Annotated in this window: 11 protein-coding genes; 5 read left to right on the forward strand and 6 right to left on the reverse strand. The window is 39.8% G+C overall.

The features are described 5' to 3' along the window. The first annotated feature begins 18 nt into the window (after window positions 1-18). Together FXV75_RS05485 and FXV75_RS05490 are read left to right on the forward strand one after the other, a co-directional pair. Window positions 19-387 carry a DUF2750 domain-containing protein gene (locus FXV75_RS05485; RefSeq protein WP_148831549.1) on the forward strand — a complete coding sequence of 123 codons (369 nt, stop codon included), beginning with the start codon at window positions 19-21 and terminating at the stop codon, window positions 385-387. Between the two features lie 65 nt (window positions 388-452). Continuing rightward, window positions 453-1,049, forward strand: coding sequence for a TetR/AcrR family transcriptional regulator (locus FXV75_RS05490; RefSeq protein WP_262368470.1), 597 nt, complete (start codon window positions 453-455; stop codon window positions 1,047-1,049). Between the two features lie 3 nt (window positions 1,050-1,052). Here the strand turns inward: FXV75_RS05490 and FXV75_RS05495 are convergent, their stop codons facing one another. Further along, on the reverse strand, window positions 1,053-4,511 hold the full coding sequence (locus FXV75_RS05495; protein WP_148831551.1) for a PAS-domain containing protein: 3,459 nt from the start codon (window positions 4,509-4,511) through the stop codon (window positions 1,053-1,055). A gap of 367 nt (window positions 4,512-4,878) precedes the next feature. Between FXV75_RS05495 and FXV75_RS05500 the strand changes: the two genes are divergently transcribed. Together FXV75_RS05500 and FXV75_RS05505 are read left to right on the forward strand one after the other, a co-directional pair. Then, window positions 4,879-5,361 (forward strand): peptidylprolyl isomerase, encoded by a 483-nt coding sequence (locus tag FXV75_RS05500; RefSeq protein WP_148831552.1) that lies wholly within the window; start codon window positions 4,879-4,881, stop codon window positions 5,359-5,361. A gap of 274 nt (window positions 5,362-5,635) precedes the next feature. Beyond that, window positions 5,636-8,677 (forward strand): hybrid sensor histidine kinase/response regulator, encoded by a 3,042-nt coding sequence (locus FXV75_RS05505; RefSeq protein ID WP_187424853.1) that lies wholly within the window; start codon window positions 5,636-5,638, stop codon window positions 8,675-8,677. 16 nt (window positions 8,678-8,693) lie between these two features. Here the strand turns inward: FXV75_RS05505 and FXV75_RS05510 are convergent, their stop codons facing one another. From FXV75_RS05510 to FXV75_RS05520, 3 genes are all read right to left on the reverse strand, one after another. Then, the gene (locus FXV75_RS05510; protein ID WP_148831554.1) at window positions 8,694-9,092 is read right to left on the reverse strand and encodes a PleD family two-component system response regulator; all 399 of its coding nucleotides are present in this window, start codon (window positions 9,090-9,092) and stop codon (window positions 8,694-8,696) included. 33 nt (window positions 9,093-9,125) lie between these two features. Then, complete coding sequence (locus FXV75_RS05515; RefSeq protein ID WP_148831555.1) at window positions 9,126-10,946, reverse strand: EAL domain-containing protein; 1,821 nt, start codon at window positions 10,944-10,946, stop codon at window positions 9,126-9,128. Between the two features lie 236 nt (window positions 10,947-11,182). After that, complete coding sequence (locus FXV75_RS05520; protein WP_148831556.1) at window positions 11,183-14,179, reverse strand: chemotaxis protein CheB; 2,997 nt, start codon at window positions 14,177-14,179, stop codon at window positions 11,183-11,185. 247 nt (window positions 14,180-14,426) lie between these two features. Here FXV75_RS05520 and FXV75_RS16695 point away from each other — a divergent pair, with 247 nt between their 5' ends. Next, window positions 14,427-14,564, forward strand: a complete 138-nt coding sequence (locus FXV75_RS16695) for an RRXRR domain-containing protein (RefSeq protein ID WP_410428244.1) — start codon at window positions 14,427-14,429, stop codon at window positions 14,562-14,564. A gap of 470 nt (window positions 14,565-15,034) precedes the next feature. Here FXV75_RS16695 and FXV75_RS05530 read toward each other — a convergent pair whose 3' ends face one another. Together FXV75_RS05530 and FXV75_RS05535 are read right to left on the reverse strand one after the other, a co-directional pair. Next, entirely contained in the window at window positions 15,035-15,787 is a 753-nt protein-coding gene (locus FXV75_RS05530) for an anti-sigma factor domain-containing protein (RefSeq protein WP_148831557.1), read from the reverse strand. Further along, entirely contained in the window at window positions 15,784-16,353 is a 570-nt protein-coding gene (locus FXV75_RS05535) for a sigma-70 family RNA polymerase sigma factor (protein ID WP_222863088.1), read from the reverse strand. Before FXV75_RS05535 ends, FXV75_RS05530 begins: the two co-directional genes overlap by 4 nt. Between the last annotated feature and the right edge of the window lie 220 nt (window positions 16,354-16,573).

A 16,573-nucleotide genomic window follows, 5' to 3' on the forward strand; every position in this document is an offset into this window, starting at 1 on the left:
AATGAAGAGAGCGAAAAAATGAAAGAACTATCTATGGAAGAGCGCGTACAACTTTTGGTCGCACCAGACAGTGAACGACTGGCGTATTTTGTTGAACAAGCCAAAGCCACCGAATTAGTTTGGAGTCTGAGCAACGACGAAGGTTTTGTGATGGTAGAAACCGACGATGGTGATTGTGTGATGGTTTGGCCAGACGCCGAATTTGCCAGCCAATGGGCGATTGAAGATTGGGACGATTGCGAACCGGTTTCTATTTCACTGCAACAGTTCAAAGCGGAGTGGTTGCCAAGCCTGACACTGGATAAAATCACCGTGGCCGTTTTTCCTAATATTGAAGACGAAGGAAAATTATCGACAGCAGAAGAATTGACACGTTTGTTTGCTTGATACGATTCACATAAGGATTTAATGCTCCGATGAGTAAGCGCCAGAATAATCGTGAAGAAATTTTTATGAAAATCCTCGACGCGGCCGAAGTCGAATTTGGATTAAAGGGTTACAACGGTGCCAGTTTGCAGCATATTGCTGAGCGTGCTGGTTTGCCAAAACCTAATATTATTTATTATTTTCAGTCCAAAGCGAACCTCTACAAACAAGTATTGAATCAAACATTAACAGGCTGGAATGATGTATTTGATCGCGCTACGTTGGACGATGACCCAGCTTTAGTGTTGGACAGCTTTATCCGCGTAAAGTTAAGGCAAAGTTTTGAGCAAGGCAAAGGATCACGGTTATTTGCTATGGAGGTCATAGGCGGCGCCTTGCACATTGGCGATTATTTAAAAGAAGAACTTCGCCCTTGGTTCGCTTCACGTGCGGCTTTACTACAAGGCTGGATGGACGCAGGAAAAATGCGACAATGTGATCCTTCCAGCGTGATTTTTATGATTTGGGCGACAACACAACATTATGCGGATTTTGAAGCGCAAGTCTTGGCGCTTAGTGGAATTGACACTTTGCATACTGAAGATTTGCAGCGTATTGGAGATACGGTCAGCGGCATTATTTTGTCGGGCTGTGGTTTAACACCATCGAATTCAGACCAATAAACTTTACTGACTTTCTTCTCTCAGAGTGTGTATGTGTTGAACCAAAGCCCGCAGCTTCGCGGGCTTTGCGGGTTTTGCCATATAGGTAATATTTAGCTGTTTGCATTGCTCTACCAGTTTTGGGTCTCTCAGTGCTGTAATCAGCACGGCAGGAATAGTTTTACCTGCTCTCTTACGCAGCGTTTTTATCAAGGATAAACCGTCTTTATTATCGTCTAGGTGATAATCCACCAGCAAAAGCTCTGCCTCCCCCACAGCGTCAATGGCATCGCTAAAACGGTTAAAGGTGCGGCAATCACACTGCCAATGGGTGAGTAGGGTATTCATTGCGGTAAGGTTGTTCTGTTCGTCATCGATACACCAAACGTAACAAGTCGCGAGTTTTTCATGGGTCGTATTAATCACGTGTGGCTGAGATACCGTTGCTATGTGTGTGCCTTGAGCCAATGGAATGGCAATACTAAAACAGCTGCCTCTTCCAGGCGTCGAATGGATTTGCGTGGTGACGCCTAGCTGTTTTTGCATTCGACGAACTAAGCCAAGCCCTAAACCCATACCCGGTTCTTTCGTGTTTTCCCACCGGTAAAAATCATCAAAAATTTTCTTTTGTTCAGCGACAGGTATACCCACACCGGTATCCCATACTTGAAGGTATACGACGCCGTTGCGGGGCCGAACGCTCAATAAAACACGGCCTTTTTGAGTGTATTTAACCGCATTTGAAACAAAGTTTTGAATGATACGACGTAAATAAATAGGATCAGTGTGCACTCTAAAAGGGCGTAAATGGGTGCTTAGACGAATGTGTTTGCTGTCGGCAATGACGCCAAACTCCTGCACAATAGGGGCGAGTATTTCTTGTAAGTCGCAGTCGACTAATTTGGGTTGAATGGCGCCTTGGTCAAGTCGAGCAATTTCTAACAAGGTAGAAATGAGCGCTTCAGTAGATTCCAGTGAGTCCGACAACCGGTCGATTACTTGGCTGGTGTTGTCTGGTAAAGAGGTGGATTGCAAAATGCCCATATAGAGTTTAGCGGCGTTCAGTGGTTGTAAAATATCGTGACTGGCTAGCGCCAAGAATTCTGTTTTTGAGGCGTTGGCTTGCTCGGCTTCCGCTTTGGCACTAATGAGATCGATTTCAGCTTGATTACGACGCTCGATTTCTTGCATTAATTCGTAGTTCACACCTTGAACCTCCACGGTTCGAGCTTCAACCCGTTTTTCAAGATCAATATTGGCCTCTTTGAGGGCCTGTTGACTTTCAATGTGTTCCGTTACGTCGGTAAAACTGGTGACGAATCCACCATCGGGAAGTGGGTTGCCGACCATTTCTATGACGCGTCCGCTGGCACGACGGCGTAAAAAGCGGTGTGTTGTGCCTTTTCTAAGATGCTCTAAACGTTTATTGACCAACTCTTCTATGTCCCCTACGCCACATTCTCCATGTTCAGCGTTAAAGCGGATGAGCTTTTCAACGGGTAAGCCGACCGTCAGCATGCTTTCTGGATAAGGGTAGAGCGACAGATAGGTTTTGTTCCAAGCGACGATGCGTAGGTCTTTATCTACCACGCTGATTCCTTGGTCTAAATTATCCATCGAGACAAACAGTAAGTTTTGGCTGAATTGAATAGCTTGCGTCGTTTCATCCAAATAGGTCACCATTTCTTCTACCTTGATCTGTTTATCAACCAAGATGGAATTGATGATGGTACGGGCGGATGACCCTCCTAAAACACCGCCTAAAATTCGCTCGCAATAATCCACAAACAGGCGATTGGGTGACGTGTTGTGAGGAATGGTCTGATTGTAGTCTTGCTCAAAACTGGATAATACTTGCTGGCTTTTTTGTTTGCCTAAAAACGTTTCTAGCAGCACAAAAAAATCGCTGTTTGTGGCTTTGCTTTTAGGCTTAAAAAAGCCTTTTTCAAGCTCTGTGGTGGGGCTTACAAAGGCGGTGGCTTGAATGCGATCGATTAAGCGCTCAGTAGACAAAATTGAGCCTACAATATAGCCAAAGATATTCGCTAATAGGCTAATAAAAGCGCCATAACTGATCAGCTCTGAGCGAGACTCTTCACTGCTTAACCCCCAATCCATACTGCCCGTTAGCGGCAACATCATCAGTAATACCCAAGACAAAAAGCCCAAGGTTAAGCCCATATAAACGCCGTAAGCGTGGGCTCGTTTCCAATACAAACCACCCAGTACCGCCGGCATCAATTGCAATACCAGAGAAAATGCCAGCACCCCTGTACCAGCAAGCGATTCATTGTTGGCCATTTTTTGATAATACAAAAAAGACAACGCCAAAATGCCCATCATGGCGAGTCTCCTTATCATGAGTATGCGTCGCCTATAGAGAGGCAAGGCTTGTTGCTGCGCACTGGCTCGCGCCAACATGAGCGGCAAGATCACATCGTTGCTGATCATGATACTGAGCGCAAAGGTCGCGATAATGATCATGGCCGTGGTCGCAGACATCCCTCCCAAAAAAATTAGGATCTGCAGTGGTAAGTTATCAGACGCTAGGGCAAATTGAATGACGTAGGTATCTGGATTGATATCAGCCGAAAAGAGGCTTTGGCCTGCAATGGCAATAGGTGGAATTAACACAGCAAAAATAAGCAAATACAAGGGGAATAGCCAGCGGGCCATGTTGGATTGCTTGTTATTTTGGTGGTCTACTACGGTGACATGGAACTGGCGTGGTAAACAAATAACCGCTGCTGCCGACATAAAGGTTTGCATCAAAAACGAAAAAGACAGCAATTGTTCCGGTTTCCAAACAGAAAAATTGACATTTCTTTGCGCTTCTTCGATGCCGATATCTTGCGTCATTGACACGGCTACAATACCTACGGCGATAATAGCGACAAGCTTAAATAAAGACTCGGTGCCAATGGCCAGCATCATACCCGAGCGGTATTCCGTTACCTCTACTTTACGCGTACCAAATAGCATGGCAAACATACCAATCAAGATCGTTGAAACAAAAACGACAAAGCTGGCAGAAGATTCATCTTGGTTAACAAACAAAGCGAAGTTAGAGCCTATCGCTTTAAGTTGCAGCGCAATGTAGGGAATAACCGCAAGCATGCTAATCAATATGACCAAAGGGGCCGTCATGGGGCGTTTGCCATAACGCGATGAAATGAAATCCGCAATGGACGTGATGTTTTGCTTGCGGCTCACGGTAATCAACTTACGAAGCAATGGAAAACCCAACAAGTACAAAAGAATGGGCCCTAAAAGTATAGGTAAATAGCTCCAGCCTGAACGGGACGCCTCGCCGATGGATCCATAAAAAGTCCATGCGGTGCAGTAAATAGCCAATGATAAGCTATAGACAAAAGGGTGTCGTGTGAGCTTTTTAGCGGCGGCACTTTCTTTATCGCCCCAGATTGCAATCCAGAACAGTCCTAAAACGTATAAAACGGCTAACAAAATCCAGAAAACAGTCATTGATTACACTACCTGAATATGGGCCAAAACAGCATTGTATAAAAAGGTAACTTTAACATATGGCGCTACATAATCCTCTACGACTTAGGTCTTGTAAAAAAATGGCAAAAGGGTTTAGGGAAAACGCGCATAAATCTAGCCAAGTATTTTTTAAATAATGACCTAACATCCCTTTAAAAATCCTCGAACGTACCAAACTTTTAAGGTCATGCGGTAGTTATTGCGTTTATGGCACGTTATCATAATACGACACACTATTGTTTGGGTTCGTTCTGTGGCAGTGTCTCGCTTATTATTGAATGTAAGGTTTGCTTGTATCAGACGTTCGTTCCCTTATTACTTATTATCAAATTCTTAGGAGAATACAATGCAAATTACTGAAAACGCGGTTGTGAGCATGCACTACACATTAACGGATGAGCAGGGCCAAGAACTCGACTCTTCTATCGGTCAAGAGCCGTTAGTGTTTCTTAGTGGTGCGCAAAATATTATTGATGGATTGGACAAAGCTCTGCAGGGTAAAGTGGCAGGCGATAAACTCGATGTGTCTGTCGCCCCTGAAGAAGGTTATGGTGTTGTGCATGAAGAATTGATTCAAAAAGTGCCAACAGAAAATTTTCAAGGAGTGGATGACATTCAGATTGGTATGCAATTCATGGCGCAAACACCGGGCGGCCAACAACCCGTTACCGTTATTGCTGTTGAAGACGATGGCATCATGCTAGACGGAAATCATCCCTTGGCAGGAAAAACGCTGACCTTTAATGTTGAAATTATTGACGTGCGTGAAGCGCTGGCTGAAGAGCTAGAACACGGTCATGTTCATGGTGAGGGCGGTCATCACCACTAGGTCTGGCTTAACGTCTTACTTACGTTCAGGAAATAATTAAAAGCAGCGTCTGGCAACAGGCACTGCTTTTTTTAGGCGCCATCACAACACGCTGTTTTTGTTAAGGTGGTTTAGAATTTTGTTGTATTAATGTTGCGATTGCTACTTTAGGTTTAGGGTACTGCTATACTGTGGTAGAGGCACCGACTAATGCATTTTGCATCTCATATTTTATTAGAAAGATAACAATATTCCTATGGAAATTACCCACTTGTTCAGACCTAGATTGACATCTATGTTGATTTTACCTTTTGTACTGGCTGTGTCGGTTGTGCTCACCTATCTTGATTTCGAACGCAGAGAAAGCTCGTCCACTGCCAAAGTGATTTCAGATGTGAATCGAGTCTACAGTACGGCTGATGCCATATTGAATACATTTTATTGGGAAAGTGTCGACACGACGATTGGCGTAACCTTTCAAGGCATTCAAAAGAATATATTTGAAAACTTTGTTGAGAATAGCGAAAACTACATAGAAATAGACGCTATATTTCGCAATTCATTTGAATTAAATCAATCAGTTAGTCAGATTAGATGGATTGACAAAAGCGGTTTTGAGCGTTACCGAATGAATCGAGACAGTAGTGAGAATCTAGCACAAAACGTCTACGTCGTAAGTCCTGAAGAATTACAAGATAAGTCAGAGCGCTATTATTTCACCGAAACCAGAAAACTTGAAAGCGGTTATATCTATCTGTCAAAACTGGATTTAAACATTGAGAACGGTGAAATTACGACGCCCTATCAGCCCACTATACGATTGGCAACACCGGTAAGAAATGATCAAAATGAATTCCAAGGGATAATAATTATAAATTTTAACTTGAATGATATGTTCGCCACGCTGACAGAGATACCTTCCCAAGGTATAAATATTGATATTTTTAATGGAAGCGGAGATCTTCGTTACTCTAATACTCTTCCTGAAGTGACTTTTCTTGATATTATAAAAGATAATGTATTATCAGTAGGGATAGAAAAAGTAAAAAATTATTACGAAAAGGTTGAAGAGTTTAATAAGGTTAGCACTTCCAAAAATACAAACGCATTTTATGCTTTCGGTAATATTGAATATGCCCCTCAAGTTCGCGTTCAAGAAAATATTTCTTTACTTGTCTCAGTGCAAGAAAGTCAAGTGTCTAAAATCTCCAGAAAAAACTTAATAGAGTCATTAATGATAGGGCTGGTTACCTTGTTGTTGGGGTTTTTGCTGATATTTTTGCTCTATAGAGCCGATAAAAAAGTGGTAACACTCAATGTTGAACTGAGTAAGCAATTAAGAATTTCTGAAAAGTCTCGTGAAGTAAAATCTCAATTTTTAGCGAACATGAGCCATGAAATTAGAACGCCGATGACGGCTATTTCAGGTTTGCTGGAATTACTATTAAAGGAAAAATTAGATGATCATGTATACAAGCGCCTATACATTATTAAAGAATCTTCTGATGGATTAAGACGCATTATTAATGACATCTTGGATTTAAGTAAAATCGAAAGTGGTAAGTCGATTTTATCTGAAGCCGAGTTTAGACCGTCTTTGACGGTAGAGCGTTGTATCTCGACCTTTAATGGTTCTGCCAGTTTGAATGGTTCTGAAATATTATTAGATATGGACCCTGGGTTATTCTTTTACTATTGCCTAGGTGATGAATATCGTATTGAACAAGTAATCAATAACCTACTGAGTAACGCCATTAAATTTAGTGATAACAAACCCATTACCATTTCTGTTCGAGCGGAAATTAGTCCTGATGAAACCTTAGAGCTTATTTGCTCTGTGATGGACGGTGGTATAGGAATGCCAGAATCGTTAGTGAAAACGCTAGGTGAAACATTTACCCAGGCTGATAATACAGTCTCAAAAGATAACCAGGGTACTGGTTTAGGGTTGTCTATTTCCAAAGCCCTTTTGCGTTCTATGGGGTCTGATCTACAAATTAAAAGCGAGTTAGGAAAAGGGTCAGAATTCAGTTTTCAAATAAATTTGCCCGTGACTAAAAGAACAAGTGTATTTAACTTAGACAAAATGAACATTGATACACTTAATGTATGGTTGGTTAATCAAAATAACAAAAATTCAGAATTTATAAAGAAGTTGTTCAATCACTGGGGATGCAAGGCGACCGCTATTCAGACAAAAGAGCAGTTAGATTCAACTGTCACTGAACTTATAGAAAATAATTTAGCATTAGATTTTATTCTTTTTGATTTAGAACATGCGGTTACTGAGAACGACATACTGTACATCGTCGATCGATTTACTTCTGACAGAATTAACAACACTAAGCTTGTTTTAATGACGTCCGATGAAAGTAAAATAAAGAACTACGCTGGACTAAACGTTCATGTAGATTTACTCAAAAAGCCAATTACTATATCTGGATTTTTAGAATTGCTTCAAACACTGAAATTAGTGCCTAATATTCAAGCAATAGAAGATAATGAGAATGATATCGTTAAGACACTGGAGAGAAATATAATAGAACGTGTTAAGCGAGAGGGTCAGCCTAAAATATTATTAGTAGAAGATAACTTAACCAATCAAAGTGTTATTTCTGAAATATTCAAAAGTATTGATATCAATGTTGTTGTAGCAAGTAATGGAAAAGAAGCGGTTGATTTAGTGATGAGTCAGTCATTTGATATGATCTTTATGGACGTGCAAATGCCAGTAATGAGTGGTTTAGAAGCCACTAAAATCATTAGAGAACGATTTAATATGGAAGAGATGCCAATTATTGCTTTGTCTGCAGGCGTGACAGAGCAGGAATTCCATAAATCTAGTAACGTCGGCATGAATACTCATGTACCTAAACCTATCGATCTAAATAAATTGATGCATGTAGTGATTGAATTTTGGCCAGAAAAAATGAAAGAGGTCGGTTTAGGTCACCTTACTACTGAACAGCAAGCTGTAGCGTCAACAGTCGGTAATGAGGTTATAAACCGTACTTCTAGTAAGGTAGAAGATCTTAACAGACTGGATAGATTTGACTTGTCAAATACGGTCTATCAATGGTTAGGAGAAGATGCTTATTACAAGGTGACGGATGCTTTTTTAACTCAGTATTTACAGCCAAACATAGAAAACCCATCTCAAAAAGAGAAATCAGAGTTCGTGCATGGCTTAAAAGGTGCAGCGGCTAACATTGGTGCTGTCAAATTATTCAGTTTATGTGAACAGCTCGAGCAACAGCTTAGGGAAGCAGATGTCTCTATTGATGTACTATTAAAAGAGCTCGTAGCAGATATATTAATACTTCAGAAAATAAGATAGTAAAAAACCAAACTCCTTATCCTATTTTAGGTATAGGGAGTTTGATATTTAAGTTTACATTGATACGCATTAACAGCCTGATTAGATTGACAGGTTTGCTAAGATAATCTGCTGCACCCGCTTCATAAGCTTGCATTTCAAAAATTAAGTCTTTGTATCCAGATATAAAAATCACCGGAATGTGCTTGGTATGTTCTTGTTGTTTAATATGGTTACAGATGTCGAATCCAGATATATCAGGTAAATCGACATCCAGTAGTACCAAGTCGAAATTTTCATTATTTAATAGATCAATCGCAGCTTTACCTGTTCCCGCTGTTTTAATGTCTACATTTGCATTCAGCAAACAACGAACCGCTTCGATAGAGGTGAGCTCATCATCGACCATTAATATTTTTGCCATTTTTATTGACATGATTTCTCCGTATTAAGTGAGTTTAAGAGTTAATTAAATGCCAAGATAGTTCAGAATATCGTTTCTGGGTATGGCTTTAGAATAGTAGTAGCCTTGACCAATATTACAACCTCGTTGTAATAAGTAATCTACTTGTTCCTTATTTTCAATGCCTTCACAGATTATTTTAGCGTTAAGATTTTGTATCATAGCAATAATTGCATTCAGAAATTTCCTTTCATTCTCATGTTGTTTTTTTATTTCTTCTATGAAAATCTTATCAATTTTGACAATTTCAAAGTTGATTTTTTTTAAGCTGTAAATAGACGAATGCCCTGTACCAAAATCATCTAATACTAGGCTATAGCCCAGTTTATTTATGTGATTAAGATTTTTGATTGCAATGCTGTCGCTTTCAAATAGCATGGTTTCTGTGACTTCAATTTTCAAAAGCCTTACAATATCAGGAGCACTTTCTGCTATTAACTCCAACTCTTTTATAATAGCGTCTGATTTGACCTGATAAGATGATAAATTTACACTGATAGGCAGATGAACACCATGATACTTTAGTACCTTGAGATATCGTTTTATCTCTCTTATTTGATTAACACCCAGTTTATGAATAATCGGATCAGACTCAATATAAGGTAAAAAATATGATGGTGGCTGCAAAATACCTTCTTCATTAATGTATCTTGCCAGTGCTTCAAATGAAACAACATCTCCTGTCACCATGTCATGTATTGGTTGAAAATAGAGATGCACTAAGCTTTTCTCGACCGCTTGCTCTATCTCTTTGAATCTGTGCTCATGTTGGTTGGTTATTTTTTGTTTTTCATAATTATAAAAGGCAAAATCATTTCTACCAGACCTTTTGGCAATGTACATGGCGCTGTCTGCAGCATTGAGCAGGCTGTTTTTCGACATTGAGTCATCGGGGTACTGAGCAATACCGATACAACAAGTGCATTTGTACTCAAGGTCTTTGAGTGTGAATGGCCTTGAAAACTCACTTAAAATACGTCTTGCAACAGATTCTAAGTTACTTTTTGGTTGGTTTCCGGGTATTAAAACAACAAATTCATCTCCGCCCAATCGAGCGACAAAATCACTCGACATACTGCAATTATTTAATCTTTCAGCAGCTTGGGTTAATAATAAATCACCATACTCATGGCCGTATTGGTCATTTAAATATTTAAATTTATCAAGATCTATAAAAAATATACTGAGTTGTTCGCCTTGCCTTTGAGCTTCTTCAAATTGCTCTTTAAATGTCACGTTGAAACTGTGGCGATTGGCGATCCCTGTTAAGGGGTCTTTAAATGCCACGTCTTTCATGCTTTCTTCGGCTGTAACTTGCTTTGTTATATCTTCAACAAAATGTAAAAAATTATGTGATTCGTCATCATGTACCATAACTATATTTACATTACATATGACAGGTGCCGCATTGTCAAAGGCAGTAGTACATGTCATTCTTTCTTCGACATGATCTACTTCATTAATAAGGCTTTCAATTGCTTCATCATGTAATTTTTTCGAACTGTGGTGATAAAGAATATCATCCTTCTTGTCTTTTATATCTAAATAGTCACGACCAAAAAAGTGTGTAAAACTCGGATTTACGAACAAAATATTATGATTGCAATCAGTCAGGTAAATACTTTGATTCGAGCTTTCAAATGCTTGCTTGTAAAGGAAATCTTCTGATTTACTGTGAGAGTTATGTGTTAATGGAGAAAATGTAAAAAAGAAAGTAACTTTATTGTCGACAATATGTTTACTGTGACTGACAATGAATAGCTTCTTCTTTTTAATACATCGAATAAGTAATGGAATGGGTTTTTTCGTTTCATCTTTTAGTTCCACCCAATAAAAAAAGTAGATAAATCAGATGATATCAGGCGTGTTATTGAAACCATTGATTCTTTTAAGTCGTTACTTTTAATATGCCGACCAAACGTTTTATTGGCAAAATCATTATAATAAATGATACCAAAGTGTTCATTGGTTAATATGCAAGGTAAAGCTAAATAATTTAGCATATCATTATTCATTTATAACCCACTACCATTAATAAATTTAATCCTTTCGGAATCTCATTTTTATATTTTTGAAGAAAATAAGGTAATTAAAATTTTACTGGCTGCTAAGGTATTTTCATCCAACTCATAGATTGTATGATTAGCATACACAGGAACAGTACCTTCTTCGTTTGCAAGTGATATTTTGTAGCTACTGGGTGTGGCTTGACCAGGCTTAGAATCGATAACTGTTTGTATAACAGAGCGAAATTTTTCTTGATCTTTCTGATCAATGAGTTCAAAAAACTGCTCATCTTTAAAGGGAATCAAAGATTCTAATGAGTAGCCAAGTAACTTTTGAAATTCAGCATTAATATAATCAACAGACATAGTTTTTAAATCAATAACGCAGGCTGCATTAAGGCTACTATTAAGGATGTAGCTTATTTTATCTTTGTATATGGTTTGTTCTCGCTCTGACATAATACTTTCTGTGACATCAGTCATCGTGCCCATTACCCTTTCAGCTTGTTTCAAGTCATTAAAAGAAACAACCGCTTCCAAAGAAATAATAATCGTTTTCTTATTTCTATCATATGCCTCAAAAATAAAAGGTTGACTTGCTCTATTGTGCAATAGATTCGTCAATTGTTCTTCTAAGAGCCCACGATAATGGTCTTGAGCCAAGCCAATAAAGGCTTCGTACGACGGGTGAAACACTTTCTTATCTAAACCGAATAGTTGATAACAGCCATTACTCCAATCTATTTTACGGGTTGGAATATCCCAAAGCCATGATCCCATTTTGGCTGACTTCTCAGCGTCTTCGAGTAAGCTGTTGGTATGTTGTAAATTATTTCTTAGTGCTTCAAGTTCTGTTCGTTGATGCTCTCTTTCTTCATAAGCCATACGCAATTCTGCATAGGCAGTTTGTAGCTCTTCATTGGTAGATTGTAGTTCTTCATTGGTGGTTTCTAGCTCTTCATTTGAGCTTTGTAACTCCTCGTTCGAACTTTGTAATTCTTCGTTCATCGACTGCATTTCTTCGTTAGAGGTTTCTAGCTCCTCAATAACGTTTTGTAACTGTTCTTTTGTTTTTAGTAGTAACCTTTGTTGTTCGACTAATACCGCTTGATTAGAAGTATCTTGATTTCCCTCAGGCAGTACTGGAATATTTACGGGTTCTTCGACCTGAGAGAAGATCAAAATTAGAGAGCCTAAAGGCCCTTCACGTTTAATCGAGATTAAAATTAGTTTTACCCAGACATCCTTTCCATCTAAATTAAAAGATTGAAAGCCAGTGTTAGCGATGTCTTTTCCAGTATGAAGTTGGTGGAAAGCACTTCGTAAATCAATCGATAATTGAGGATGAAGGTTCTTAAAAATATTATTAGTGGGCAAGCCAGATGGACGTACTAATAGTTTATTTTCACCCTCTGTAAAAATAATATCTTGGTTTTCATTGATGAGCATAGCATTTGGTAACACAAACTCTTTAAGAGTCTGAGAAATGATATTTGAAAATTCTTCGTTTAATTTAGTCCGCCTAGGGCTTTCAGTTATCGATTGCTCTTTATAATCGATTGCTTTCTTCCTAATACCGCTTGATTTTCTTTCCGGTGGCAGTTGTTTACCTACAAATAAAGCCTCGTATATTTTACTCGTTTTAGAAAGAGGACGGTATTGTTCTTGAAAAACACCGATGGATTCGGATTGACCGAGCATTAAAATCCCTTTTGGATTTAATGCATAGTGAAACGTCGGTAATATTTGTCTTTGTAGCTCTACTGTAAAATAGATCATTAAATTTCGGCAAGTGATTAGATCAAGTCGTAAAAACGGTGGGTCGTTGTTAATATCATGAACTGAGAAAATCACATGTGATTTAATGGCTTTTGTTAACTCAAATTGATCGTCATTGACTAAGAAAAATTTATCACGAATGGGTTTGGGTAAATTTTGTAGGGCTGATTCAGGGTAAATAGCATTGCGAGCAAATTCAATAGCATGCTTGTCTATGTCAGTGGCAAAAATTTGAATTTTGTAGTCACTAATTTTATCGCCCAATATTTGACTTAAGATAATAGCGATGGAGTAAGGCTCTTCTCCAGTCGAGCAGCCAACACACCAAATGCGCAGCTCTTTTGTTTCTTTATTTAATATATAATTTGACAGCTCTCTGTCAAGACGATCAAATGCTCTTGCATCACGGAAAAAAGAAGTAACACCAATTAACATGTCATTAAATAGTAAGCTGACTTCTTCTGGATGGCCCTTTAAGTGATCTAGATACATGTCTGTATCATGAATACGCAAAGATGTCATTCGACGATCAATACGGCGTACAATGGTATTTTCTTTATACAATGTAAAGTCGACTTTACATTGCTTTTTTAAAATATTAATAATGCCATTATAGGTATCTCGTGAAATGGCATTTTCATTATCCACAGACCGTCTACGTGGAAAGTGCATAATATTTTTTAATTCAGTGCCGATCTCTGTGGACTGAACAATTAAATCAACATTGCCGGAATTAATGGCTGAATTCGGCATACCGTCGTATTTTGCATCTTTAGGATCTTGGACGATACCAAAACCATTTTCACCCTTTATAGCTCGAATGCCACGGCTGCCGTCGCTGCCCGTTCCAGACAATATGATACCAATCGCGTTTTCACCTTTTACAGAAGCGATGGATTCGAACAGCATATCGACAGAGGGGCGAGGAGTGCGTCGTGTCTCGGGATAACTGATTAGACTGATTCGATCGCCACTGGTGATTTCGATATTGAAGTTGGGGGGACAAATGTAGGCATGATTGGGTTCTAATACTTCATTATTTATTGCACTGGTGATCGGAATAGTGCTGCCTTTTTCGAGTAAATCTACCATCATGCTTTTGTAGGAAGGTGACAAATGCTGTGCCACAACAAACGCCATATTGGTGTCAGTAGGAAGGTTAGAAAGCATCGACTGCAAAGCTTCGAGCCCACCGGCGCTGGCGCCCACACCAACCACAGTCAGATTGGGACGCGTGATGGTCGTATTTTCATCTATGTTGTTTTTCTGTGACATAATATCGCGTCTCTTTAAGCAGTAACACACAGTTATTGTCGTGATTAGGTCAACTTTACACTGGCACACTGATCAGCGAAACGTAGCAAAATCGTTTTTAAAAAAGTGAATTTACGCGGCCTATCTGTGTTGTTGTTCATTGATCTCTATATATAAAATAGCTTATGCAAGTGATAAAAGATAATTTAATTCAAACTAAACAGCCATTACAGAGAGATTAATCACAAAAACATCGTAACGTAACTTGGTGATCTCGTATCGGGCCTTGACTCCGGTACTGAATAAAAACGGCTCAGCACTCATGCTATGCAAGTTACAAAAAGCAAGGTCCTTGCTTCAGCGGGGAAATGCAAAGGTGGAAAAACGGGCACCTTTTACCATCTAGCTACCAATGACCATGTGGTTGCTATCTGCCTATAAGGGTGGTCAGCTTGTCGAACTCAATCCTAGTGTCTACATCGAACGCATCGAAAGGAGATTATTAGCTCACCAAAGGCCCTTGATCTGAAAAGAAAATCTCTGTTGGTAAGATCTTCGGCCTTGAGAATCATGACTTTATTTCGACTCCGCAAGGTGATGGGTTCGTTCAAGGCAAAAGAAGCACAGGCTATTTTGGATTAGAAATGATCCCTTGTGAAATCGTTTACGCCAGTACGAACATCAAAAAAACACACTTCGGATTTCAGCTCAAACCACAGCATTAATTCAAAAAATTCAAAAAATGGAGCGCGCAAGCCATTCCCCTCCCGTTAAATTAGGAGGTATTCTTGCCAAGAATAGGATCAAAAGTTACCTGTTTTTAAGAATATTCTATCGAATTAAGCCGAGTATAAAGAGGCGTGTTTCATAAAAGCACTAGAGCATGATGACGCCGCGACCAATCGACGTGATGGGCCCCGTCGGGCGACCAGTCGGTGAGCCAGTTTCTTGCTCTAAGGTTAACTCGAACAATTGGTTCTCGGCGAGCGGTGGAAGCTGCTCTAACTCTACCCTAAGCGTTTCGCCTTTTTTTACCAAGCCTAAGGAAACCGGCGCATCCCAATTGTCTGCCTTTGTCCAAAATTGCAAAGCTTTGCCTTCTGGAATGTCAATGGTCATGAGGGGAACCAGTTGCAGTTGCCGTTGATTTGATTGGTTGGTCTGAATCACCCAGCCTGGGGTTTTATCCTCTGGAGCCACTAAAACGGCAATGTAAGTGGGCTCGCTGGGTGTGGGTTTTAGAGTGTGTAATTGCACTGCGAAAAATACGGCCAACGCCATGCCTGCTCCGGTTAATCCACGCCAAATGGGCAAACTTTGCCAGAAAGACGTTTTTTCTCTAGTAGGCTTTGACGTCGCGGGTTGATCAAGCGCGTCTAGACTGCGCTCAATACGAGCTGTCAAAGGCGGCGGCGCGGACACCGGTGGTAATTTATCGGTGATGGAAACAAAATGATTTTGCCACTGATTCACCTTTTTTTGTAATGCTGGGCTTTCTACCAGTCTGGCTTCAAACGTTAGACGTGCGGCTTTGTCCAGCGTGCCTAGTACATATTGGCCAGCAAGATTGCTGTCTGTGTCTGGAATATCCGTATCTGTGTCTGAAATATTTGAATGTGGTTTGCTCATTGTAAACACTCCTTCAACGAATTTAGGCTGCGCTTGATCCAGGATTTCACCGTTCCGAGTGGTTTGTCGAGGAGGGTGGCGATTTCGCCTTGCGTATAACCGTCCACATAAGCGTGTAATACACAGAGTTTTCGCTCAGGCTCTAAGTGATCCAAGCAACGAGTGAGGGAGGCTTGTGTCAATGGATCGTTTGCCAGCGTTTCTACATCATCAAGATGATGTTCGCTTTCTTGTAACTGGTTATCACACAGGTCGAGCAGGAATTCAGGTTCAAATAGAATTTGTCGGTTGCTGTATTTTAGAGCGTTGAGCGCCAAATTTCGAGTTAGGGTGTAAATCCAACCACGGGCTGACCCCAGGTCGCTATGGTAACTTTGAGCATTTTGCCAAATTTTAATAAAAGCATCGTGTACCACGTCCTCTGCGAGTGGGCGATTTTGTAGAATTCTCAGCACCACCGACAGTAATTTCGGTGCTTCTTGCTCATACAGTTGCCTTAAAGCACGACGATCACCGGCGGCGCAATACTTGAGCGTGGTTTCGTAGTCAAAAATAGAGGGAGACACCTTGATCCGTCCTAATAAAAAAAACAGTGTACAAAACTGACTCTTTGAAGTCATTAGGCACGAGGTAAGAAGCCTATTTTTTAAAGCATTCATCCTTTTTTAACTATTTTTTTAATTTTTTTAAAACAAACTGCATCCAAATGCTTATCTCGATTGTTGTACTTATAACGAACCGTCAAACGGACTGTTTATTCCATCAAAACTCGCTAAAAAAGGACAC

This window comes from Marinomonas sp. IMCC 4694 (assembly GCF_008122525.1).
Taxonomy (GTDB): Bacteria; Pseudomonadota; Gammaproteobacteria; order Pseudomonadales; family Marinomonadaceae; genus Marinomonas.

Excerpts from the sequence above, each read along its gene's own strand:
- FXV75_RS05495 (WP_148831551.1), bottom strand. The coding sequence starts at position 4,511 with ATGACTGTTTTCTGGATTTTGTTAGCCGTTTTATACGTTTTAGGACTG.
- FXV75_RS05510 (WP_148831554.1), bottom strand. The coding sequence starts at position 9,092 with ATGTCAATAAAAATGGCAAAAATATTAATGGTCGATGATGAGCTCACC.
- FXV75_RS05530 (WP_148831557.1), bottom strand. The coding sequence starts at position 15,787 with ATGAGCAAACCACATTCAAATATTTCAGACACAGATACGGATATTCCA.
- FXV75_RS05490 (WP_262368470.1), top strand. The coding sequence starts at position 453 with ATGAAAATCCTCGACGCGGCCGAAGTCGAATTTGGATTAAAGGGTTAC.
- FXV75_RS05505 (WP_187424853.1), top strand. The coding sequence starts at position 5,636 with ATGTTGATTTTACCTTTTGTACTGGCTGTGTCGGTTGTGCTCACCTAT.
- FXV75_RS05520 (WP_148831556.1), bottom strand. The coding sequence starts at position 14,179 with ATGTCACAGAAAAACAACATAGATGAAAATACGACCATCACGCGTCCC.
- FXV75_RS05485 (WP_148831549.1), top strand. The coding sequence starts at position 19 with ATGAAAGAACTATCTATGGAAGAGCGCGTACAACTTTTGGTCGCACCA.
- FXV75_RS05500 (WP_148831552.1), top strand. The coding sequence starts at position 4,879 with ATGCAAATTACTGAAAACGCGGTTGTGAGCATGCACTACACATTAACG.